The organism is Pedobacter lusitanus (genome assembly GCF_040026395.1).
In the GTDB taxonomy this organism is placed as follows: domain Bacteria; phylum Bacteroidota; class Bacteroidia; order Sphingobacteriales; family Sphingobacteriaceae; genus Pedobacter; species Pedobacter lusitanus.
Map to the genome: position 1 here is coordinate 4,479,317 of NZ_CP157278.1, position 23,393 is coordinate 4,502,709.

A 23,393-nucleotide genomic window follows, 5' to 3' on the forward strand; every position below is an offset into this window, starting at 1 on the left:
AATAAAAGGAATGAGTGTCAGTGTTTAGATAATACCCCATAATACCCCAAAAATTCCCATCACTCTCAGTTAAGTGAAAATAGATTTCATTGTGTCTAAAATAATACACAATAAATTATCGTCATAAAATAGGTGCAAGGCCTTAATTGGTACCCGGGAAGTTCTGAATCCGTGTTGATGATAAGAGATTTATTTTGCCAGAGGTAAAGTGAACCAAAATTTGCTACCAATGCCAATTTGACTTTCTACGCCGATTTTTCCTTCGTGTCTTTTTATGATTTCTGAGCAAATATATAATCCCAGTCCTAATCCTGTATAATTTGTACCTGGATTATCAGCACGATAATAGCGCTGGAACAGAAAATCTAATTTGTCAGCAGGTATCCCGGGACCGAAATCCTGAACTGAAATCTTAACCTGATCATCGACTATGTCCAGGTGAATTTCTATTTCCTTACTTTCCGGGGCATATTTAATAGCATTATTGATGAAATTGACAACCACCTGTTCAATTCTGGCAGAATCAAACTGTGCTTCCAGCCGGCCTTTTGATTTTATGGTTATATGGTATCCATCCTGGTTAATGTTTGCAGTACAGTCGCTAATAAACTCATAAACATCAACAACACTTTTATTCAATTGCAGATGTCCTTCACTCATTTGGCTGACGTTCAATAAATCATCAATGAGCAAATGAATTTTAGTTGCATTTTTGCCTGCTCTTTCTATTAATTGCGGTAACATTTTGTTGTCAGGTTGACTTTTCAGTCTGTCGAGAAGCTGAAGTGAGGCCTTCAGACTGGTGACCGGAGTTTTTAATTCGTGACAGGCAATATTGATAAATTCGTCCTTCTTTTTTAGTGCAAGTACATGGAAATCAATATTTGTACAGGACCCAAACCATTTATTGTCAAATCCCTCTTCATCCGTAAAACGGGACGCTTTAATAAGATGCCATTCGTATTTTCCTGTTGTGGTTTCCAGACGGACTTCTACATTTAGATCATTTAAAGATTTTATGCTTTCCAGGTGATGTCTGATTAAAAGTCTTCGATCTTCGGGATGTACTTTGGAGAGCACTTCTGATGGAATTGCTTCAAAACTAACCTCATTGAAATATTGGGAGAACCTTTTATTTACATAATCTATATTTCCTGTTTCGTCAGTTGTCCAGATAATTTCAGGAATTAAATCAGCAAGGAACTGCAATCGCCTTTTCTCTCCTTCAGATCTTTTTTTTGCACGTAGTAATTCGTCCTCATATGATTTCCTGTAAGAAATATCTGTAATGACGACGTTGATGGCCAGGGTTTCTCCGACATTATTTTTAAGGACTGAGGCACTGAGTAATGTGGAAAGGGGCGTTCCATCTTTCTTTAAAATGGTATAGCTAAGTTCTTTGACTTCCTGATTAACGGCAATCAGGGGTTGAAAAAACATCTCGAAATGGATCTGTCCGCCTTTTGAAAATAAGATATGAATATGATGGCCTACAATTTCCTGTTCCTGGTAACCAAGCCATAATAGGAGCGTCCTGTTTACTTTTATGATATTTCCATTCGGCAGGAAAGATAAATAGCCGCAGGGAGCATTGTGATATAATACTTCTCCGTCTATTAAAGAGGCGAGCAATTCTTTATTTGGTTGAGTTAACAATTTTTTGAAAGCTAGTTATGCAATAAATTCTTTAATCAGTCTGACAGTTTCTACGGGTTCACTGATATGGGGGCAATGTCCGGTAGCCTCCATCATGACCAGTGTATTGTTCCGTAAATGCTTATTTACAAAATTTCCTACAGATGCCGGTGCGATGATATCATCTGAGCATTGCAAGGTTAAACTTTTAATATTCAGCTTTTGCAGATCGTCGCGGTTGTCTGAAAAGAAAGTTGCTCTGGCAAATTCTCTCGCTATATCCGGATCAGTTGAACAAAAGCTGTTTGTCAGAAACTGCCCCAATTCCGGCCGGTCAGGATTTCCCATTATTGCAGGAGCTAAAGCACTGGACCAGCCTAAATAATTGCTGTCCATGAATTTGAATAGCTCTTCCAGGTCGGCCTGTTCAAACCCACCAATATAATCTTCTGTATTGATATATTTTGGCGACGGACCAAGGAGTATAAGCTGCTCAAAAAAATGTGGTTTTTCTATAGCGGCAAGCAGACCGATCATACAGCTGACGGAATGCGCGATGAAGATTGCATCTGAAATTTTGAGCTCTTCACATATATCAATAATATCCTGTGCATAACCATTTAATTTGCTGTACTTGTCTGATCTGTAATGGGTCAGGTCGGATTGACCGGAACCTACATAATCAAATAACACCACTTTATATTCGTCTGTAAAACTGTTCACAATATATTGCCAGGAATTCTGGGCACATCCAAATCCATGTGCAAAAAGAATCACTTTGGAGCCATTTCCAATGATGTTTACATTATTTCTTGAAATCACTGAATTTGAATTCATAATTTCCTAAGCAGTTGTTATAAAAAACATATAGATTGATATCTGCGTATTTATAATATAACATTAATACAGATTACCATGTCTTTAAACATACATAATATTAGCTGTATTTGTAACAGCCGGTCTTGAAATATATTTTTGAGTAAGATCAGCTGGTTTAAATAAATAAGTCTTTCAGTTAGTTCTGAAAGACTTACCGGGATAAAGAATATCTGATTATTTCTTTTTTAACAATGCTTCAAACTTATCTAGCCGTTTCTCCTGGCGTTCAATCTTAGCCTCCTGTTCTTTTAACTGTTTATCTTTTTCAATTAAGTAAAGTGTTAATTCTTCTACTTTTTTAACGAGTAATTTATTGAGCTCACCAACGTTAACTCCGTCTTTGATAACTTCCTTTTCTGATGGCATTTCCGGTAAATGATGATTCTGATCAATAAATGTTTTCACTTCTGTAAGTGGGCGCAGATTATAATCCGGTTTAAAAACATAATCGGGAAATTCATCTAAGTCAATCTTTACTTCTTTAGCATGGATTGATCCATTTACTGCCAGTTTATATCCATTTGGATTTGAGGTTCTAATTCCGACGTTTCCACCTTCGGCCTGCAATGAAATATCAACAGCACCAACACTGGATTGTGATCCCTGGATATTTACCGGGTTGGTACTCACTACAGGACGACTTAAATAAAGACCTTTCACCTCGTTTAAACGATAAGCCCCAAAATATGCGATTATTCCGGTTCCACTACCGGCATTAACTTCTAGCTTACCGATTGGCTGTGATGTTCCGATGCCGACATTTCCACCTTCAGCTTGCAGGGAAATATCTACTGCACCAATGCTGGATTGTGATCCCTGAATATTTATGGGATTGGTATTGACTACCGGACGACTGAAATACATACCTTTTGCATCGTTTCTATAATAAGACCCGAAGTACGCAATCTTACCTGTTCCGTTATCGTCGGTGACATCTAGTTTACCAATTGGTTGGGATGTTCCGATGCCGACATTTCCGCCTTCAGCCTGCAATGAGATATCAACAGCACCAATGCTGGATTGTGATCCCTGGATATTTACCGGGTTAGTTTTAGCTACTGGCCGGCTGAAATATATACCTTTTGCCTCATTTATGCGATAAGCTCCAAAATATGCAATTACTCCGGAGCTATAATTATCGTTCACTTCAAGTTTTCCAATTGGCGTTTCGGTACCAATACCCACATTATTAGCAGGAGAAGTGTAGACCTGGGCATTAACAGCATAACCTGCTAATGCTATAGCAAGAGTCAATAGTGATTTTTTCATGATTTGATCTTGTCATAAGTTAAGTACGGATGTATTTTATTCTGTAGGGTAATTATAAAGAAATAATGTTATTCTTTCTTTATCTGAATAAAAAGGAAGAATCGTAAAATTTCATATGAATTGGTAAATAATCGCCAAATTATTTAAATATATTTATGAATAATCAACTAATCCTATTCTTATGAGAAAATTAATTATCAGTGCGATGATTGCCGGCTTTATGCTGGCGTCATTGAGTATTCAGCCGGTAATGGCAGCAGCAACAGGTGCAATTGTTAAAGCCAAAAGTACAAGTATCAATTACGGAAAAGTAAAGCAGGGCAGATATATTGTCACTTTGTATGGAGATAGTGCCCAGAATTTTACCAGTGCAGAAGTATTTGACACAATCAGTGGTACCTGGCTAAACGTAACTTCTATTACAGGAAAGATTTATCCTGATGGCAAGGCAAGTGCAGTGATTCGCTATGACAATGGCACCAGAACTCTGTATGTAGTGAATCAATTGTTTATTGAGTAACTGTCATCGGGATTACCGGGATCTTCAGCCTGCTGATAATGTCTCAATTTCCAGGTTAATCTCCTTAAACAAAAAAGCCTTTCAGTTAATTCTGAAAGGCTTTTAGGATAGAGTGGGGGGAGAAGGATTCGAACCTTCGAAGTCTCGCGACAACAGAGTTACAGTCTGTCCCATTTGGCCACTCTGGTATCCCCCCGTTTATTTCATTTGGCCAATATCCTTTGGCATAATATCCTTTAGCAACGAGCTAAAAAATAAAGCTTCAGATTGCTCTGAAGCCTTCCTGGTGGAGAATAGCGGAGTCGAACCGCTGACCTCTTGCCTGCCAGGCAAGCGCTCTAGCCAGCTGAGCTAATCCCCCGGGGTGGCAAAAGTAACTAAATTTGGAACTCCTGCAAATAAAATAATGAAATATTGTTGTTTAGTGTTGTCTGTCAGTTATTTAATCTATTATAATTACTGCTGTAAGCTAAAAATGCATTTTAGTCATTTAGATTGAATTCTAAAATTTTAACATTAAGCCCGTAGATTTCCTGTGAAAAACTTCAAGAAGCTGACCATAATACAATGCATGTTATGGTGAACATTAAGATTAATTATGCTCACCTATGCAACGGTTAAAACTGCGACTTCGTTTTGTATCTGCGATATAGGACGCAGTCATGCCTATGACATTATCTCTGCGTACATTTTAACCTCAATTCGCAGGCGTTTCGTGCATATATATGCTGTAATACGAAGGGGACTTATACTAGAAGCCGTACAAGACCAAATGCAAACCCATTCTACAACAATACTTAATTACTCAACTATTGCCATATTAATTTTGATATTATTAAATAATTGCAAATTCTTCTACTCCCAAAGACACGTTAACCGGTTATACTGTATGTAATGTAACCATATGTAAAAAAGATTAACACCGAGAAGATATAAAAGCATCTAACCCTAAAACCCAATAAATATCTATGTACAAAAGACTACGATTATTGCCATTGGGCATTATAATTTTACTAACGCTCCATTCCTGCAAAAAAGACAGGAACAAGGATCCTGTAGAAAATAGATCAGGTGCTATTACACTTGGAGAAGCTCAATTTGTATCCTGATATGGAGCGGATTAAAGGAAATCGCCAGAGATATACAGGAAGAATTGCTATTGTGGATTGGGATATTGAACAAAGTATGAGCTAGTCTGGTAAAGTATCTGTAACAGCATTAACATGAGTGTAAGAGCGATTCAACTATATTATATTAATACAGCCGGTACAAGTATTTACCTTTTGGCTTTTATGGGATACAATTCAATTTTCTATGAGTCAAATGGGTGGGAATGCACCTGATCTAATTGCTACGGGGCCTGCAATCCTACAAAACAAATTACTTCCTGATCAGAAAAATAAATGTAAGATCTGTTGACATCTTTGCATTAGATAAATCGGGAAAAGAAATTATTACTGGTGCAATTGCGATCCGATAAAATAAACATTGGCATATTCCTCAGAGCATAATCTTAAAGGTTAGACTCTGAGTCTTTTGTCTGCCAAAATTAATGTAAAAAGACAAATTATTATTATGAATTGCTTAATTGTCGACAATCAGATGATATGTCGTAATATCATGAAAAAACTGATTGATTTAGATGTTTCTTTAGTATTAATTGGTGAATGTTCTGATGCAGTTGATGCGCTTAAAATAATTCAGGACCACCATGTTGATATTATCTTTTTAGATATTGAAATGCCTGGCATAAGTGGGATCGAGCTGGTAAGGATTTTAGATGATAAGCGACCAATGATCATTTTTACGACGTCCAAAACTGAGTATGCCGCTGAGGCATTTGACCTCAATGTACTCGATTTTCTAGTCAAACCAGTTACTCCTGCCAGGTTTATAAAATCTGTTGAAAAAGCAAAAGAACTTATAAAAATCAGAGATGTAATTCTCCATAAGGAGGATGGCTTTGTTTTTATCCGTGATTCGAATATTGTTAAAAGGATTAAAATAAATGATATTTTATATATGGAAGCGAACAAAGACTATGTAAAGATCTATCTTTCAAATCAAACTTATTCTATTCATTCCTCCTTAAAGTCTGTCGAAGAAAAGCTTTCTCAGAACATTTTTTTAAGGATACACAGGTCATTTATTATCAATATAAGTAAAGTAGATACTATTAAAGGCGGGACGCTCATTATTAATAATAATATGATACCTGTATCTGATGCTTACAGGTCTATGCTGAACAAACGTATGCGGATTCTTTAGCCATTCGTCTATAGTATTTGCCTGTCTGTCGTGTTGCTCTGTTAAAATTATAAGTAGTTTTTTAAGTTTATATGTGGCGATTTCAACTCGCTATACTTAAACCTAAAAAACTACTTAAATGAAAACAAAAACATTTTATTATGTGGCCTCATTGAGCGCTGCGCTTTTGATCACCGTTGTTACGGGATGTAAAAAAAATGATTCACTGGCAACAGATTCTGTAAAGAAAAATGAAATCTACAAAGGTGAAGTGTCAATGGATGATGTATTCAGTGACCTAAAGAAAATCAAGAGTCTTGGATTTGACCCCCTTAGTGTAGAAATAATTACCGATGGCTATAGGGTAGAGGGAGACATCAGGTTAACGAAAAAGAATCTAGATGAGAGCGTTGCTGCTCTTTCGAAACAGCAAGGGCAGTATTCCACAAAGTATCCTTTAACTCTTGAAAGGACGATTAAAGTAGCACTTGATGATAAATCTAATACTGTTAAATTTAAAACAGCTTTCGATGCATCGATTTTAGCCCTGAATAATTTAAAACTGCCACTAAAGTTTGTAACGGAAACTGATATAGCAAAGGCAGATATCGTTACTTTATTTAAGGATTTAGGTGGAAAGCGTGCAACTGGTGTAACACTTGGACAAGATGGAGAATTTGTAGATGCCAAAGGAAACCCAGGTAAAGAAATTTATTTGAATTCTAATAAGGATGCAGAATTAAATAATAAAACAACCGACTATCTTACAAGTATTATGATCCATGAATTTGGACATGCCATAGGACTAAGGCATACTGATTACAAGAATAAGTTCTATTCAGCTCTTAGTTCAGGTGGTATAGCTACTGATGCTGCTACTCAGGATCAATATGTTACATTATTAGTGAAAAAGCTTATTGACGGGAAATACGGAATAGGCGCATGGGATGTAAAGTCCAACGCTGACAAGAAGACCCTTAAGGAGACTTATATAAAAAATAATTATACAGAACGGGATGATGCGGGTTCAAATTCCAAGGCAGGTCACATTTATGGTACACCGCTTAGCCCAGTTTATGGAAGTAATATAACGACTGATCCGCTTTCTGTTATGCTAGCCTTTGCAGGCACTAATTTTAAATTTAGCCTATTTGATAATATAGCGCTTTTCGGTCTATATGGTAATCCTGCACAAACAATTCTGATCAGAAACTCACTTGATGAAAATGGTAATGTTACAGCCGCGGGTAAGACTTTACAACAGATTGTAGACGAAGCTAAAGCATTAAAATTCTAATAACAGCTCATTTTTTTGCACGTTTAAAGAACAAAGGTATCAATACTCATATAAGCCCTGATGGTGCGCCGTCGGGGCTTATAAATTACGATCAATTTGATATGAAGATAAACAAGTCCGTATGTTTACTGGGCATTTTACTGATTATCCCTCTTTTGATGAAAGGTCAACTAAACATTGGCATTGGTGCAGGTATCAGCCGGAATTCATTAATCAGTAATCAGACAGACAGGCCATTTACAGCTCCTGAGAAGGTATATGGTTATGCTGCAGAAATAATTTTACAATACCCGGTTAATAAGTTTCTCACCATTGGAGCTGAGCCATCTTTTATAAGGAAAAATTACAAAGTAGCACGCAGTGATTATTACCAGGGTATTTATCAGGAAACTTATAATAGCTATATTCAGTTGCCTGTAATGCTGACTTTTTATATAGGTAATCAAAAAGTAAGAGGTGGAATTAGTGCGGGGGGCTATTCGGCCTATTGGGCAAACAGTAGAAAAAAAGGAGTCATTCCGAACCTTTCAAACCTCAGTTTACAGGATGGTGATTATATGAACGTATTTCAGAATATGCAGCGTTTTTCATATGACAATGCCTATCGTTTTGACCCTAAGCTGGATAAACGTTGGGAATTTGGGTGGTTAGTGGGGTTGGACTTTCAATATACATTTGTTAAACAGATAGCAGGCTTTGTTGCTGCCCGTTACTATTACTCCTTAACAGATCAAACAAAAAAATATTCTAATAATCAGGAACAACGGTTTAATGAAACATTAGTCATCGTTGCCGGATTATTATTCAAGATCAATACGTCTAAAAAAAACAGATGAGAAAGAAATGTGTAACACAGCGGATATCTAAATTCAGAGGGATTTATTTTCTTAATGTGCTTCTTATAGTTTTGGTTCCCATGCTGATATCTTGTCGTAAAAAGCTAGATGAGCAGATGAGCCCTTCCAATGTAAGCGATGATAATTTCAAAACTATATTTGATGGTTTTTGGAACGGAATGAACCGGAATTATGTGATGTGGGACATAGATACTACCAGATGGGATAATATATATAGTATTTTTTCACCAGTTTTTTCTAAGCTCCAAATAAAAAATCGGGCGGATCGCTTATTGGCGGCGCATTACTTAAGACAGATGACAAGGGGACTTCGTGATGGTCATTATTCTTTGCAATTCAATGATCCGGTTTTAAAGGATTCTTCGATTATCCCTGCGGATATCCGATTAAAACTAAGACCCGATTACCATCTTTCTTATCAATCAGATTACTTTGATCAGATTGCTAAGCGTTACCTGGACAAACCTTATTATGATGCTGATTATAATACTGATCTGCAACACCCGCTGAGATACAAAGCTGGAACTATTCGTCAAAACATTTTATATTTTCGCTTAAATTCATTTTCTATATTCAGGGCATTTAATAGTGAAAATGGTAGAATGACAGCTTTGCTGGATTTTGTATTCAGGAGCATCAAAGATCATAATACTAAAGGGGTTATTCTTGATCTGAGAGATAATAATGGCGGCGACCTTCAGGATCTTAATTTTTTTGCGGGCAGGTTTATAGCCAGACCATTACAATATGGTTCATCGCGTTATAAAAGCAGCAATAATCCTTTTGATTATACGCTATGGATGCCGGCAATCATTACCCCAATGCCTGAAAGCCAGGAATTCAAAAACAAAATAGTGGTGCTGGTGAATATGTATTCAATCAGTATGTCAGAATTAATTACAATGGCCTTAAAGGCGTTGCCAAATACTACGGTAATAGGCGAGCGGACGTATGGGGCAAATGGTTTGCTGACTGCAGAAGCAGATTTAAATGGAGGATCTTTTAATGTCGGAGATTTTGCAGTTATAAAGGCTGCATCGGCTATGTTTAAATATAAAGATGATCATGTTTACGAGGGAGTTGGATTTCCTGCCGATATTCAGGTGCCTTATGATGAATCAATGGCTCTGATTTATACAGACAGGCAACTCGAAAAAGCTATAAGTCTTTTTGAACCTTAAGTCCTCTTTCCCGTTTCATTGTGCAACTGTTTAAATATACACTTTAATCAGTTGTCTTTTTTTATGGGTACATTATAAGAAATAGTGCTGAGTTCTTTACGATTTATATGTTCATAAAGATTCAAAAAACAATGAATAATTCTCATTAAGTTAATAGTGTAAATGCAAATTGCAGTTGTCACAATACCCTTTTAGTGAAAACAATATTACAGGCCACCTGATGCAGAAATATTTAATCATATTGTTGGTTCTCCTGCTTTATCAAAACACTTTCGCGGCCAGTATAGATTTAAAAAACCAAACCTCGCTGCTTTCAGATAAAGCTGCTGTAAGCGTTCTTACCTGTGGAAAAACCAGTAAATATCTATATGCTCTATTCGGTCATAGTGCCATCAGAATAACAGATGAAGAAAGGCAGATAGACCAGGTCTATAATTATGGAACGTTTGATAACGATGATCCGGATTTTTATATCAATTTTATTAACGGAAGGATGAAATATTCTTTATCCGTTTCGGATTATCAAAGTTTTCTGCAGGAATATATCATCAACGGCCAGTCTGTTGTTGCGCAAAAACTTAAGTTGACGCTGCAGGAAAAAAACAAGCTGTTCTCACTTCTTAAAGAAGAAATCAAGCCAGCTAATAAATATTACTATTATGATTTTGTAAGGAATAACTGCGCAACTAAAATAGTTGACCTGTTAGCTAAGACTCTGGGCCCGGACTTTGATCATGCCCTGTCCGAAATCAATAAAGGAAGAGGTAATACGATCAGGGATTTAATAAGTAAATACCTTACCGCAGATGATCACTACATGATAGGGATGAATCTGCTGCTGGGAAAAAAAACAGATGTAGTATCTGCCAGATCCGTCAGTTTATTTTTACCAGATACTTTGCATAAAAGACTTGATCATATGCAGCTGCGGAAGATGAAGTTTACCGAACCAGCTGTCTTTTTATTTATACCTTATCAGGACCAGGCAAACGCACCTGATTTTATAAAAGGGACCTTATATGGACTTTCCCTGATATTTTTAATATCCGGTCAGCTTAGTAAAGACAAAGTCGGCTATTTGAATAAACTGATCACTATGACAGTTTTTACGGTGATCAGTTTAGCCGGTTTTTTCCTACTTTATCTTTCTGTATTCTCCAGCCTGGAACTGGTTAAATACAATTTGAGTATTTTATGGTGCCATCCGCTGTACCTGTTGCTGGCTTTTGAAAAACTCAGAAAACCAGCAGCAATCATATTCCTGATCAGTATCTTTTTATATATACTGTGCTATTTTAATGCGATGAGTTTTCCTGTTTTGTTACCGGTGTTATTACTCCTGATTGTAATTCTGGTTTTCCAGATACAGCAGCAAAAAACAAGCTCTTTATCCCCGGACTAGCATGATAATTTGAATTACCGTTTAACTATAATAGTTCTGCCGGTAACCAGATGAAAAGTATAAACCCGGTATAACCCATCATCACTGATTTCAATCGTTTCTACCAGCCCCGTTTTACTAAAAGTATCAGTTACCAAACTACCCTTTTTTACCTCCTGCAACACCGATACCGGGGTGTCATTATTCAATCTGATCATAGAAATGTTATCAAAGATTATGGTGTATGCCATAAAAGGATAAAGATAGGGAGGTAAATTGTTCTTCTGCTATTTTTTTGAAAAGAACTCGTTCAATAAAAATGGGGATAATTTAATATTATCCCCATTTCCTGCTGATCTGTGAGCAGTAATTTTGAACCTTAAAAATAGTAAATACTATTTTCTGGTCAGATTATAAGCAGCTCCGTCAGTTTGTTTTGTCTGGTGGCTGCCATCATGCATTTGAATTGTCTTTTCATCAACAACACTAAATGAAGTACCTCTGTCCATTAAATTTTTATAAGCCAGATAAATTTTCTTTGCTTCTGCATCATATTTCCATTTACCTTCACTAGCCATAGCCGGTGTTGCTTTACCATCTTCGCCTTTGAAGATTTCTTTTAAAGCGAATGTTGAATCAGCATTAAAGGTGATTTCAACATCAGATTTTGCTTTTCCTACCGGAACTTCTCCTGTAAATGTTCCCGTATTGAAAGCATTGTTTTTGGCAGTACCCGAAGTTGCAGTGGTATCAGTAGTTGAAACTGCTGTAGTATCAGTACCTGTCTGATTAGCATTTTTTGAAGTGTTGCATGCACTGGTAAGACCTACCAAGGCAACCAAAGAGGCTGCGTAAAAGATTCTGGTTTTCATAAACAGATTGTTTGTGTTTTGTTAAATTATTTGTGTGTAAGTTTAAATTGTCACAATAATTAAACCAATAAAAACCTGAAAGTGTAATACGAGGTATGTTTTTCTCATCGCAATATTAATTTACCAGCCGCAAATCTGCTTTTTATTTTACAGATGAACATCAGTAAAGTTCCTTTAAGGCCTGCGAAAACAGCTCTTGTTTCTTTGCGTCAAAACCGGAAGACTTTGATTATACTGCATATAATTGATTTTTATATATTTGTATATGTAGTTGATTTACAGTGTGTTTAGCTATTATTAATGATGTTGAAATCATGTTTGATATACTCAATAAGTATAGACAGAATGGTCATTTCTTTTTGATCTCCGGAGATGAATTAAACAAAACCTGTAACGCACCAGAAAAACAAGTTGGTGTTTTTCTGGTCTATGCTTTAAAAAATGGGAAGATTGAAATTGTTTTTATTGGTGGAACAGGGGATATGAATAAAAGAAAACTGACTGTTGTGCAGAATACAGGAACAGGTGGACTTAAAGATGAACTGATCAACGGTCCGGATACACCGAGAAAAATCTTATGGCCCGGCCGTATGGAAGAGGAAAATATCGAAGCGCTGGATATTTACTGGTATATCACGCTCAATGAAATACATAATGACAGCCCCGGAAAAGTAGAAAACTGGCTGTTTGAAAGACATTATGAATTATTTCACCGTTTGCCAAGATGGAATTTTGACCTTTAAAATACTGTCAGAAGAGCCCTAAATCAATTTGATTATATTTGCAGCAATGAAAACTGCGATATATAACTCCAAGTATTTTATAGCTATAGGAGTATTTATTTTACTGTGTTCTAGTGGGATTGGATTTTTTATAACCAGTAAATTTAATAAGCGCACTGAACGGATCAGCAATGATATAGCGATTAGCATCTATCAGCTGAAATCTAATGTTATTAATAGTGAATTCAGAGGTTTTATCAGAGGACTGAATAATTCTGATGTCATTATTCCTCAGCTTAAAAACGGTGAGGACTTTCTGCATGCCGAAAAACTGATCAATGCACTGTTACTCAGTCATCCTAAAATCAAACATGGATGGTACGCCATTGCCAGTGGTAAAGATACCGTTTACGTCACAATTGATAAAAATGATAAGAGTTTCCGGCGGGGAACTATATTGGATTATCAGAAAAAATGGATACGCAGTCGGCTGCTGACAAAAGATAGTCTGACCCGTATAGGAACGATGGTCTCGGTGAAAGATTCCCTGCATGGTTTACTGGCTTCCAGGCATCGCCTTGCAGATTCCTCTTTGCTTATTTTAGGATTAGATATCAATTTCAGGGATCTGCAACGCTATTTATGGAGTGTAGATACTAAAAGCCGTGCTTCTATCTATATTATTGATGAACAGGGATATTATATTACCAATCCTGATGAGAAACTGATTGGGAAAAGAATATCAGGAAGATTCAGAAGAGCAGGTGATCATAAACTGGCAGATAGTATCAGCACTTACGAAATGGTGAATTCTGCTTATCTGCAGCTGCCCGTATTCCGTTTTTACGCGCCGTTTAATATGGGGATGATGAAATGGACGATGGTCGTGGAAACCCCTGTTTTTGTCATCGACGAAGAAGTAAAAGCGATTGAAAGATATGTGATGATTATGTTTATCGCCACTACGCTGATTATTCTGATTTTGCTGGAATGGGCACAGGCCAAATGGCAGAAGCAATTCATGCTGAGACAGCAGGCAGAAATCCTGGCCGCAAATCAGGAGAAGGAAAATGCAGTGCTGCAGCTGGATAAACTCAAGGAAAAACTTGATCCTCATTTCCTGTTTAATTCATTAAGTTCACTCAATGGATTAATAGAAGAACAGCCCGGCCTGGCCAAAGCATTTGTGGTTAAACTTTCCAGAGTATACCGTTATGTGTTAGATCCTACACCAAACGGATTAGAAGAAGTGGCCAGAGAAGTACGTTTTGCCAGCGAATATTTTTTCCTGTTAAAAATCCGTTTCGGTGAGGCACTTGCATCATTGGAGATTGATATTAATGAAAAACATTCTTCAGCCTATATCCCTTTTATGAGTGTACAGACCCTGGTTGAAAACGCCATCAAACATAATGTGGTTTCCAGGCTGAATCCATTACATATCAGTATCAGAAGCGAGGGAGAAGGAATACTGGTGACCAACAATTTGCAGCTGCGTCCGGATGTCAGAGATTCAGGCAAACAGGGCCTCAAATATTTGCAGAGCGTTTATGCTCATTTTGGAGATTTTCATTTAACCTGTGGAGTTAAAGATGGGACCTATCAATGCTTTTTACCGCTGATTAAAAATCCGTCCACTCCTTAAAACTGCGCTTTCACTTCTGATAACAACTCATTCACTTTTAATAATTTCATAATCTGCCAACTAAGGGGGATTTTGTAGCATGATTTTGACTAAAAACCTTTTAAAATTGTCTTTTACAACGCTCTTTTTATTCATCGGCAATGTAAACGGCTTTACTCAGATCCCTAAGAAATTACCAAAGCCAACAGGTAAAATTACCAGTAAAAAAACACTTACAGATACGCTTAAAAAGAAAGCAGATAAAGACAGCACCAGCAAAAAGGAGCTGAAAAGTTATGCTGAATTATTAAAGAAAGCAACCACCAAAAACGGACTGTTTAAAGTTCATCAGTCAGAGAACGATTATTACTTTGAGATCCCTCTGAATTTAATGGAAAAGGACTTTTTAATTGTAAATAAGATCTCTTCAGTACCACTGGCGCTTAACGAATCCGGAGTTAATAAAGGGGTGAACTTTGATAATAAAGTGATCCGTTTTTCCAGAAATAAATCAGCTAAAACAATATGGGTTAAAACGATAGTACCACAAGTAGAATCTGCTCCTGGTGATGCAATTACCCGTTCAGTAAAAGATAATTTTACCGGTTCTGTTATAGAATCATTTAAAATCGAGGCTTATTCTCCGGATTCTTCGGCCGTTGTTATCAAAATGAACAAGGTGTTTGATGGAACTGAGAAAAGTTTTAATGATGTATTTACCGATATAGGTCTTGGAGCTTCTCCAAAAACATCATTATCTGCCATTGAAAAAGTTAAAACTTTCCCTCAGAATGTAGTGGTACGTGCTTTATTAAGTTCAAGAGTGATGGATGCCGGAATCAGCGTACCGATTAGTATGGCCATAACTACCAACATATTGTTATTACCTGAAAAACCAATGAAACCTCGTTTTGCAGATAACAGAGTTGGGTTTTTCAGTACCCCAAGATGGTATTTCTCAGATGCTCAGCATAAGCTGGAAACCAGGGAACTGGTAACCCGCTGGAGAATGGAGCCAAAACCAGAAGATCAGGCCAGATATCTTAAAGGTGAACTGGTAGAACCAGTAAAACCTATCGTATTTTATATCGATCCGGCTACTCCGCCGCAATGGAGAAAAGAAATTATTGCAGGTGTGCATGACTGGCAGAAAGCTTTTGAACAGGCAGGTTTTAAAAATGCTATTCAGGCCCGGGAAGTTACAGACACTACAGATTATGATGGTGATGATGTCCGTTACAATGAAATTACCTACGCAGCTTCACCGAAATCAAATGCAATGGGCCCGGCAGTTGTCGATCCGCGTTCAGGAGAAATTCTGGAGTCTGATGTCATCTGGTGGCATAATGTAATGACTTCTGTTCAGTACTGGATGCGCGTACAAACCGGAATAATTGATTCTGCAGTAAGATATAACAAAGTATCAGATGAAAGAATGGGACATGCTATACGTTTCGTGTCTTCACATGAAATTGGTCATACCCTGGGGCTGAAACATAATATGGCTGCTTCGGCTTCTTTCCCTGTTGACTCCTTACGTTCACCGTCTTTTACCAACCGTATGGGGGGGACTGCCTCATCTATTATGGATTATGCCCGTTTTAACTATGTGGCGCAACCCGGGGATCAGGTCACCAACATCACCCCGCAAATCGGTACTTATGATAAATATGCTATTGCATGGGGCTATCGCTGGTTGCCTGGAGAAGATCCGCATCAGGAAATACCCGTTCTTAAAGAGTGGATTAAAGTACATGCCAAAGATCCGTTATACCATTATGGAGAGCAGCAGAAAATGCTGGATATCATTGATCCCAGAGCGCAGTCAGAAGATCTGGGCGATGATGCCGTTAAAGCAAGCCGTTACGGACTGGCTAATTTAAAACGTCTGATTCCACAAATTCTAAACTGGTCTGCACCAGAAGGTGATAACTATTATCAGGCCGGTAAACTTTACCTGGCTGCAATCTGGCAATGGCAGACCTATGCAGAACATGTCACTGCAAATATCGGGGGTTACTATTTAGAAGATCCCGTTAGCGGAGACGGTAAAGATGCTTATACACCAGTGCCTGTCAAAACTCAGAAAGCCGCGCTGGAGTATTTTAAAGAGCAGGTATTCCTTATGCCGGAATGGTTATTCAATAAAGAGCTGCTTAAAAAGACTTTCCCGGTAAAAGACACACCGGTGGGCCCGATGGAGTATGCACCTTTAAACCTGAGACGTGAGTATCAGTATAGCTTGCTTTACAGCTTATTAAGCGAAAGCCGTTTGCTGAGAATGCTGGAGATGGAAGTGCTGTTTGGTAAAGACAAAGTATTTACTGTAGCAGAACTATTTAATGATATCCGTCCGGCGATTTTTGCACAGACGATGAAAGGGAAATCTCTTGCTATCACAGACCGCATGTTGCAGCAAAACTATGTTGACGCTTTGCTGGTAAGTACAGATAAAATGCTGGAGAAGATTACCAAAAAATCGTTGAAGCAGACCGGTTCAGATAACCTGCCACAAACATGTGATTTAGGTTTAAGTAAAGAAACAGAAAGCAGCATGAATCCTGCAGCAGGACTGAGAATGATTTATGTGACTGCAATGAGCCGTACCTCTGAAGCTGCTTCTGCAAAAAGAGCAGAGCTGTTGCAGATCCTGAACATACTGGAAAACAATAAAAACAGAGGCGATGAATCAACCAAAGGACATTATATGGATCTGATTCTTCGTATCCGCCAAAGCCTGCAGACAAAATAGGCTGATTATATAACAGACACACAGAACACACACACCAGACAACACACACACAATTCAAATTATCAAACACACCTAAACAACAAACTATGATTAGAAATCTACTGTTATTACTCTTCCTGATGGGCATCAGCCTTTCAGGATACAGTCAGAAACAAACCACGATAAGCGGGCAGGTTTTAGATCCGGAAGGGTTGCCAATACCAGGAGCATCGGTTTATGTGGACAAAGCCACGATAGGCGAACAGACCAGTGTTACTGGGGTGATTCAGAATACAGCTATCGGTACAGTAACCAATGCAGAAGGTAAATTTACATTAACAGTTCCCGAAGGTACTCCTGCTATCAGGGTAAGTTATATGGGTTATAATTCTGTGCTGGTAAATATTATCAATAAGACAAAACTGACGATCTCCCTGACCAATAATGAAAACACACTGGGCGAAGTCGTTGTCAATGGTTATACTGCGATTTCAAAACGTAAAAACACTACGGCAACGGCAGTGCTGGAATACAGTAAAGTCCGTCAGTCGGGGGTTGCAGGAATTGACCAGATGCTGGAAGGCCAGATTGCCGGGGTAGCTGTGACTTCACTGAGTGGCGGCCCTTCGTCGGCACCAAAAATCCGTATCCGTGGTACAGTTTCCTTAAATGGTAGTGCAGATCCTTTATGGGTACTGGACGGAATTCCTTTAGAAGGAACCAACCTGCCAAACAACCTGATGGATAAAGATAACATTGACCAGTTGCGTAACTTACCAATTGCAGGTTTAAACCCGGATGATATCGCTGATATTACGATTTTGAAAGATGCGGCAGCAACCTCTATTTATGGCGCCAGAGCAGCAAACGGAGTAATTGTGATCACGACTAAAAAAGGTAAAAAAGGGCCAATGGCGATCAGCTTCAGTGCCAATACCTTTATTGCAGAACGTCCTGATTTAAGTAAGTTAAACCTGATGAATTCAACGGAGAAAGTTGATTTTGAATTAGGCCTGGCTAAAAGACCGGATCTGGTTTACCGTCCTGATCAGGGTGCAGTAGCCAGAATACTGAACAGAACAAATGAGTTGCAAAATTACAGGACTAATGGTTTTGCAGGTTTAAGCTCTGCTACTCAGAATGAAATTAATGGCCTTCGTCAGCATAACACAGACTGGGGTAAAGAACTTTATCAGTCATCAGTTAATCAGCAGTACACTTTAGGTATTTCAGGTGGAAATGACCAGGCTAATTATTATTTTTCAGGTGGTTATTACGATGAAAAAGGAACAACTATAGGATCAGGTTTAAAAAGATATAATTTAACCCTAAAGACAGATTTTAACATCTCTCAGAAATTGAAATTTGGTGTGGCTGTTTTTGGTTCCAAAACAGAACGGACCAATTACCTGACCGAGCAGGATGCCTATACCAACCCTTCAGCATATTCCAGAAATGTAAATCCATACCAGCAGGTAAGAGACGCTTCCGGTGCCTATGTTTATGATCAGGATATCTTTGGCCAGAACGGCGGACTGGCTGCCAATAATACTTATATTCCTTTTAATATCATTGAAGAAAGAAATAATACCCGTTATACTTTAGGGAATAAAAGTGTGAAAAGTATTATTGATATGGATTACCAGATCAGTAAGGACCTGAAGTTACACTCTGAACTGGGCTTACAGTTTGAAGATACCCAAAGTGAAAAATACGCTTCGGCTAATTCTTATTTTGGACGTAAATACAGAGAAAGCAGCAGATATTATAATTCGGCTACTAAAAAGTATGATTACTTTATCCCTGTTGGCGGAATCATACAAAATCAGCAGACTTCTTTCTTTCAGTATAACTGGAAAACTTTGATGGAATACAAAAAAGTGATCAGTGAGAAGCATGAGATTGAAGTACTGGCAGGTACAGAATTCAGAAAAAATAACAATGAAGACTTGTTTACCAGAGGATTTGGTTTTGATGAACGTACACTGACCAATCAGAATATTTTGTTCCCGAATGCCGATCAGGCAAATAAAGCAAGTTTCCGTACCTATCAGAAGTCCAAAGTAGCGAATGCCTATGCTTCTTTCTACGGTACACTGTCTTATACCTATGACAGGAAATATACTGTTTATGGCAGTGCCCGTTATGATGGTTCAGATCTGTTCGGCGTAGATCCCAAATACAGATATCTGCCTATTTACTCTATTTCAGGCGCATGGAATGCCAGTGAAGAACAGTTTGTGAAAGATATCAAATGGATCTCAAATTTACGTTTCCGTTCTTCTTATGGAGTACAGGGTAATATTGATAAAAATACCTCTCCAAAGATTGTAGGTGCCTATAATAATGTGACTATTTTACCAGGAAATCCTGAAACTTCTATTAACGTGATCAGCCCGCCAAACGATAAATTACGCTGGGAAAAAACGACAACGTTCAATGCAGGAATGGATCTGGGATTATTCGGTAATGCTTTACAGATAACGTTTGATTATTATAACCGTTACAGTAAAGATCTGATTGGTTTACAGGCTTTATCTCTGGAGAATGGATTTGAATTCACCAATGCTAATTTTTCACGCATCAGAAATAAAGGACTGGAACTGACTATTTCGACAAGAAATATCAGCACCGGTAAATTCCAGTGGTGGACAGACTTTAACATCGCTCATAACAAGAGTAAGGTACTCAGAGACGAACCGAAGTCGGGCCAGTTCCTTCCATCAAGAGAGGGTTATCCTGTGAACGGATTATTTGTGCTGAAAACTGCTGGTTTGGATGCTAATGGTATCCCACAATTCAACAAAGACGGCAAAGTTGTTTCTCTGGAAGATTTTTATAAACTGTACGACCCTTATGCTGAATTTTTACCAGGACAGGCAACTGCAACTTCATTAACCAATAAAGAGTTTCAAAAACTATTTACTTATGCGGGTGACAGAGATCCGAAGTTTACAGGAGGTTTAGTTAACCGTTTCCGTTATGGTAATCTGGATCTGGCTATTACTACTATTTTCAATCTGAATCAGATGGTACTGAGTGCGCCTTCTTATTTACCGGCGACAGTAGACCGCGGACAGAATTATTCAAAAGATATTCTGAATGCCTGGACTCCATCAAACACCAATACTAATCAGCCTCAGATTATTGGTGCTGATACTGGTGATGGCAGCCGCTGGATGGTGAATAGCTGGTATAACACCGGTGACCCGATCAGTTCTTATAAATACATGGATGTCTTTGCCAAAAAGATGAGCTATATCCGCTTAAACAGTGTTCGTTTAGGTTATACTTTACCGGCAAAAATCTCTGCTAAAATCAAAGCAAATTCATTGAGACTGAGTGTGGAGGGCAGAAACCTGTTTGTCCTGAGTACTGATTACAAAGGTTATTCTGATCCGGAAACTTATGGCAGTATTTACACACAGCCTATTTCCAGAAGTATTTCTTTTGGACTGAACGCAACATTTTAACTATAATATATATTCAAAATGAAGAAGATTATACAATTATGTGCTGTACTATTGGTGTTATTCACCCTGGGCAGCTGTAAAAAATATTTAGATATTGAACCGGTAGGAAGAGTAATTCCTACCACTACTGAAGACTTCAGAGCTTTGTTAACTTCAGCTTACAATTCGTTTTCAGAACATAAATCATTACTGGCCTTACGTTCTGACGAGTTGAAACTGAACGAAGACCAGGAGGATGTTATACTTTACCGTGATATTTATAAATGGAACGATGCGACTCCTGATCCGTCAACTTTTTCATTCCAGTATGTGGCACTTTACAACACTATTTTCTTTGCCAATGAGGTCATTGCAGAAGTAGAGAACAGAGCAGGAAAAAGTGCCGTGACAGCACAGATTAAAGGTGAAGCTTATCTATTACGTGCTTACAACCATTTTGAACTGCTTAATTTATACGCTAAACCTTACCAGGCATCAAGCGCTGCAACTGACCGTGGTGTGGTTCTGGTACTGAAAATGGATCTGGAAGCCAATTACAAACCTGCTACCATAGAAGAGGTTTACAGCCAGATACTGAGTGATATTAACGAAGGTCAGAAATTATTAAATATCAATACTTTTGATACAGGTAAAAACTATCGTTTTACAACTCGTGGAGCATGGGCTCTAAAAGCAAGAGTACATGAGTTCAGAGGAGAGTGGAGTAAAGCACTGGAAGCAGCCCGGCAGGCTTTACAGTTAAATAACGAACTGGAAGATCTGAACGCTGCAGGAAGTAAATCTCCAAATCACTATCAGGCTAAAGAAAGTATTATGGCAATGGAAAAGGCAATGAATGTTTCAGTGTCCAATACGGTTGCAATTTCGGCTCACCTGTTAAGTATCTATGACAAAGACAACGATCTTCGTTTTGCAAAATATTTTAGTAAATCGGGCAATGATTATCGCTCTGCAAAAGGAGCTTCAAATGAGTTTAAGATTTCTTTCCGCAATGGCGAATTATATCTGATCCAGGCAGAGGCAGCTTTACAAACCGGTAATCCTGCACTGGCAACAGAAAGTTTACTGGCTTTGAAAGCCAAACGTTTAAAACCTGCTTATCTTGCTGCAGAAAAGAGCAGAATCCAGGCTTTAACCAATGCTGATCTGCTGCAGGAAATTTATAAGGAAAGAGAAAGAGAACTGGCGCTGGAAGGTCACCGCTGGTATGACCTGAGAAGATATGGACAGCCGGCTATCAAACACACGGTAGGCGGAGCTGATTATAACCTGATTCAGAATGATCCCAGATATACCCTGCCATTCCCAAAAGCAGCGATTACAAACAATCCCAATCTGCAATAAATAATTTAAAAATGGTTTTAACTCCGGTCTGTTTCTACAGGCCGGTTTTTTTTTTACTTTTACAGGCAAGCAATTAAGGCATGACTGTATTGATTATTGAGGATGAAGAACTGGCTGCGGCAACCCTGCAGAATATGCTTGTGCACATTAATCCCGATATCCAGGTACATGCTGTTGTAGGTACAGTTGAAGCCGCGGTACTCTGGTTACAGCAGCATAAAGCCGACATCCTTTTCATGGATATTCATTTAGGCGATGGAGAAAGTTTCCAGATCTTCCAGCAGGTTGAAGTAAACAGCCCGGTGATCTTTACCACAGCTTATGATCAGTACACACTTAAAGCTTTTAAGAATCAGGGAATCGATTACCTGCTTAAGCCTTTTGATGAAGAAGATGTAAGGCTCGCTTTAAATAAACTCAGTAATATTCAAAATACCGGAGCTGTCAGTACTCCGCAACTGGTACAAAAGGTTGAACAGGTGCTGGGTAAAACACGCAACCGGTTTATGGTTAAATTAGGGAAGCTGATTAAAACAGTTTCTGCCGATCAGGTTGCTTATTTTATGGCAGATGATAAGTATCTTTTTCTGGTCACCAATGATCAGCAGAATTATATCATTGAAGAAACTATCGGAAGTCTGGAACCTAAACTCAATCCCGAAAGCTTCTTCAGGATTAACCGGAAATTTATCATCCACATCAATGCAATCAAAGAGATGTACAGGCTTTCGCGCAACCGGGTCAGAATCAATCTGTCTCCCAAACCGGAAAATATAGAAGTTGTGGTGAGTGAAGAAAGAGCTGAGGCTTTTAAGCAATGGCTTGATCAGTAAATCAATACAATATTCCGAAAAGCTCACCATATAGATACAGGCATGATTTATGATATTGAGTGAATACACGATATCAGGATGGATGTGCCAAAGAAAATAACCAGAAACGAAGAAATCACCATAGCCTATTTTGCTTTTTTAGATCAGCATCTGGCCAACCTTATTGCCGGGAAGGAAACTGAAATGCTGGAAATTAACCAGATTGCAGACCGGCTTTTTATTTCAGCAAAGCATCTGAGTGATACCATACAATTTACGCAGGGACATCACCCTTGTCACTTTTATGACCGTAAAATACTGGATGAAGCGAAAAGATTAATGCTCGAAACCTCATTACCGATTGCCGAAATAGCCCGCAGGCTAACTTATGATCCTTCCAATTTTTCAAAGTTCTTTAAAAAGTATACAGGTGTAACACCCGGACAGTTCAGAAGTACGGATCAGAAACCTGTTTAAAGAACCGAAAAGTTCACCATAATGACACTGAATTTAATGTCAACCTTTGTATGGTGAGGGTTTGATCAGCAT

The 23,393-nt window shown here is 38.2% G+C and carries 18 protein-coding genes and 2 tRNA genes; 13 read left to right on the forward strand and 7 right to left on the reverse strand.

Going from position 1 to position 23,393, the window contains the following annotated elements; all coding sequences use genetic code 11:
- Positions 1–189 precede the first annotated feature (189 nt).
- The 3 genes from PL_RS19075 to PL_RS19085 all read right to left on the reverse strand — a co-directional run bounded on the left by PL_RS19075 (position 190) and on the right by PL_RS19085 (position 3,783).
- Positions 190–1,656 (reverse strand): sensor histidine kinase, encoded by a 1,467-nt coding sequence (locus PL_RS19075; protein ID WP_041879050.1) that lies wholly within the window; start codon positions 1,654–1,656, stop codon positions 190–192.
- 15 nt (positions 1,657–1,671) lie between these two features.
- The gene (locus tag PL_RS19080; RefSeq protein WP_041879048.1) at positions 1,672–2,472 is read right to left on the reverse strand and encodes an alpha/beta fold hydrolase; all 801 of its coding nucleotides are present in this window, start codon (positions 2,470–2,472) and stop codon (positions 1,672–1,674) included.
- A gap of 216 nt (positions 2,473–2,688) precedes the next feature.
- Positions 2,689–3,783: a hypothetical protein gene (locus PL_RS19085; RefSeq protein ID WP_052496099.1), complete on the reverse strand. Its 1,095-nt coding sequence runs from the start codon at positions 3,781–3,783 to the stop codon at positions 2,689–2,691.
- Positions 3,784–3,964: 181 nt separating this feature from the next.
- Here PL_RS19085 and PL_RS19090 point away from each other — a divergent pair, with 181 nt between their 5' ends.
- The gene (locus PL_RS19090) at positions 3,965–4,303 is read left to right on the forward strand and encodes a hypothetical protein (RefSeq protein ID WP_041879046.1); all 339 of its coding nucleotides are present in this window, start codon (positions 3,965–3,967) and stop codon (positions 4,301–4,303) included.
- A 113-nt stretch (positions 4,304–4,416) separates the two neighbouring features.
- Here the strand turns inward: PL_RS19090 and PL_RS19095 are convergent.
- Both PL_RS19095 and PL_RS19100 read right to left on the reverse strand, forming a co-directional pair.
- Positions 4,417–4,499: transfer RNA gene (locus tag PL_RS19095), tRNA-Tyr, on the reverse strand.
- Between the two features lie 88 nt (positions 4,500–4,587).
- A tRNA-Ala gene (locus tag PL_RS19100) sits at positions 4,588–4,664 on the reverse strand.
- 1,214 nt (positions 4,665–5,878) lie between these two features.
- On the opposite strand from PL_RS19100, the gene PL_RS19105 reads away from it, so the two are divergent.
- The 5 genes from PL_RS19105 (at position 5,879) to PL_RS19125 (ending at position 11,287) form a co-directional block, all read left to right on the forward strand.
- Positions 5,879–6,571: a LytR/AlgR family response regulator transcription factor gene (locus PL_RS19105; RefSeq protein WP_041879044.1), complete on the forward strand. Its 693-nt coding sequence runs from the start codon at positions 5,879–5,881 to the stop codon at positions 6,569–6,571.
- A 118-nt stretch (positions 6,572–6,689) separates the two neighbouring features.
- Entirely contained in the window at positions 6,690–7,847 is a 1,158-nt protein-coding gene (locus tag PL_RS19110) for a M57 family metalloprotease (protein ID WP_348620118.1), read from the forward strand.
- Positions 7,848–7,948: 101 nt separating this feature from the next.
- Positions 7,949–8,683 (forward strand): porin family protein, encoded by a 735-nt coding sequence (locus PL_RS19115; RefSeq protein ID WP_348620120.1) that lies wholly within the window; start codon positions 7,949–7,951, stop codon positions 8,681–8,683.
- Positions 8,680–9,885 (forward strand): S41 family peptidase, encoded by a 1,206-nt coding sequence (locus tag PL_RS19120; RefSeq protein WP_348620122.1) that lies wholly within the window; start codon positions 8,680–8,682, stop codon positions 9,883–9,885. The genes PL_RS19115 and PL_RS19120 overlap by 4 nt, the downstream gene beginning before the upstream one ends.
- Before the next feature lie 220 nt (positions 9,886–10,105).
- Positions 10,106–11,287, forward strand: a complete 1,182-nt coding sequence (locus PL_RS19125) for a DUF4105 domain-containing protein (RefSeq protein ID WP_052496098.1) — start codon at positions 10,106–10,108, stop codon at positions 11,285–11,287.
- A 14-nt stretch (positions 11,288–11,301) separates the two neighbouring features.
- On the opposite strand, the gene PL_RS19130 is transcribed toward PL_RS19125, so the two are convergent.
- Positions 11,302–11,517 carry a hypothetical protein gene (locus PL_RS19130; RefSeq protein WP_235324449.1) on the reverse strand — a complete coding sequence of 72 codons (216 nt, stop codon included), beginning with the start codon at positions 11,515–11,517 and terminating at the stop codon, positions 11,302–11,304.
- A 144-nt stretch (positions 11,518–11,661) separates the two neighbouring features.
- Positions 11,662–12,138 (reverse strand): copper resistance protein NlpE N-terminal domain-containing protein, encoded by a 477-nt coding sequence (locus PL_RS19135; protein ID WP_041879035.1) that lies wholly within the window; start codon positions 12,136–12,138, stop codon positions 11,662–11,664.
- Between the two features lie 314 nt (positions 12,139–12,452).
- Between PL_RS19135 and PL_RS19140 the strand changes: the two genes are divergently transcribed.
- The 7 genes from PL_RS19140 (at position 12,453) to PL_RS19170 (ending at position 23,321) form a co-directional block, all read left to right on the forward strand.
- Complete coding sequence (locus PL_RS19140; RefSeq protein WP_152620265.1) at positions 12,453–12,881, forward strand: hypothetical protein; 429 nt, start codon at positions 12,453–12,455, stop codon at positions 12,879–12,881.
- A gap of 46 nt (positions 12,882–12,927) precedes the next feature.
- Positions 12,928–14,505: a histidine kinase gene (locus PL_RS19145; RefSeq protein ID WP_041879032.1), complete on the forward strand. Its 1,578-nt coding sequence runs from the start codon at positions 12,928–12,930 to the stop codon at positions 14,503–14,505.
- Between the two features lie 106 nt (positions 14,506–14,611).
- Positions 14,612–17,236: a zinc-dependent metalloprotease gene (locus tag PL_RS19150; protein WP_235324448.1), complete on the forward strand. Its 2,625-nt coding sequence runs from the start codon at positions 14,612–14,614 to the stop codon at positions 17,234–17,236.
- An 86-nt stretch (positions 17,237–17,322) separates the two neighbouring features.
- Entirely contained in the window at positions 17,323–20,688 is a 3,366-nt protein-coding gene (locus PL_RS19155; RefSeq protein ID WP_041879029.1) for a SusC/RagA family TonB-linked outer membrane protein, read from the forward strand.
- Positions 20,689–20,706: 18 nt separating this feature from the next.
- Positions 20,707–22,032 carry a RagB/SusD family nutrient uptake outer membrane protein gene (locus PL_RS19160; RefSeq protein WP_041879027.1) on the forward strand — a complete coding sequence of 442 codons (1,326 nt, stop codon included), beginning with the start codon at positions 20,707–20,709 and terminating at the stop codon, positions 22,030–22,032.
- A gap of 80 nt (positions 22,033–22,112) precedes the next feature.
- Complete coding sequence (locus PL_RS19165; RefSeq protein ID WP_041879024.1) at positions 22,113–22,865, forward strand: LytR/AlgR family response regulator transcription factor; 753 nt, start codon at positions 22,113–22,115, stop codon at positions 22,863–22,865.
- Positions 22,866–22,949: 84 nt separating this feature from the next.
- On the forward strand, positions 22,950–23,321 hold the full coding sequence (locus tag PL_RS19170; protein ID WP_410429542.1) for a helix-turn-helix domain-containing protein: 372 nt from the start codon (positions 22,950–22,952) through the stop codon (positions 23,319–23,321).
- Positions 23,322–23,393 lie beyond the last annotated feature (72 nt).

Bases quoted from the DNA above. Each gene is read 5' to 3' on its own strand.
- PL_RS19080 (WP_041879048.1), bottom strand. From the start codon at position 2,472: ATGAATTCAAATTCAGTGATTTCAAGAAATAATGTAAACATCATTGGA.
- PL_RS19085 (WP_052496099.1), bottom strand. From the start codon at position 3,783: ATGAAAAAATCACTATTGACTCTTGCTATAGCATTAGCAGGTTATGCT.
- PL_RS19090 (WP_041879046.1), top strand. From the start codon at position 3,965: ATGAGAAAATTAATTATCAGTGCGATGATTGCCGGCTTTATGCTGGCG.
- PL_RS19105 (WP_041879044.1), top strand. From the start codon at position 5,879: ATGAATTGCTTAATTGTCGACAATCAGATGATATGTCGTAATATCATG.
- PL_RS19110 (WP_348620118.1), top strand. From the start codon at position 6,690: ATGAAAACAAAAACATTTTATTATGTGGCCTCATTGAGCGCTGCGCTT.
- PL_RS19115 (WP_348620120.1), top strand. From the start codon at position 7,949: ATGAAGATAAACAAGTCCGTATGTTTACTGGGCATTTTACTGATTATC.
- PL_RS19120 (WP_348620122.1), top strand. From the start codon at position 8,680: ATGAGAAAGAAATGTGTAACACAGCGGATATCTAAATTCAGAGGGATT.
- PL_RS19125 (WP_052496098.1), top strand. From the start codon at position 10,106: ATGCAGAAATATTTAATCATATTGTTGGTTCTCCTGCTTTATCAAAAC.
- PL_RS19130 (WP_235324449.1), bottom strand. From the start codon at position 11,517: ATGGCATACACCATAATCTTTGATAACATTTCTATGATCAGATTGAAT.
- PL_RS19135 (WP_041879035.1), bottom strand. From the start codon at position 12,138: ATGAAAACCAGAATCTTTTACGCAGCCTCTTTGGTTGCCTTGGTAGGT.
- PL_RS19140 (WP_152620265.1), top strand. From the start codon at position 12,453: ATGTTTGATATACTCAATAAGTATAGACAGAATGGTCATTTCTTTTTG.
- PL_RS19145 (WP_041879032.1), top strand. From the start codon at position 12,928: ATGAAAACTGCGATATATAACTCCAAGTATTTTATAGCTATAGGAGTA.
- PL_RS19155 (WP_041879029.1), top strand. From the start codon at position 17,323: ATGATTAGAAATCTACTGTTATTACTCTTCCTGATGGGCATCAGCCTT.
- PL_RS19160 (WP_041879027.1), top strand. From the start codon at position 20,707: ATGAAGAAGATTATACAATTATGTGCTGTACTATTGGTGTTATTCACC.
- PL_RS19165 (WP_041879024.1), top strand. From the start codon at position 22,113: ATGACTGTATTGATTATTGAGGATGAAGAACTGGCTGCGGCAACCCTG.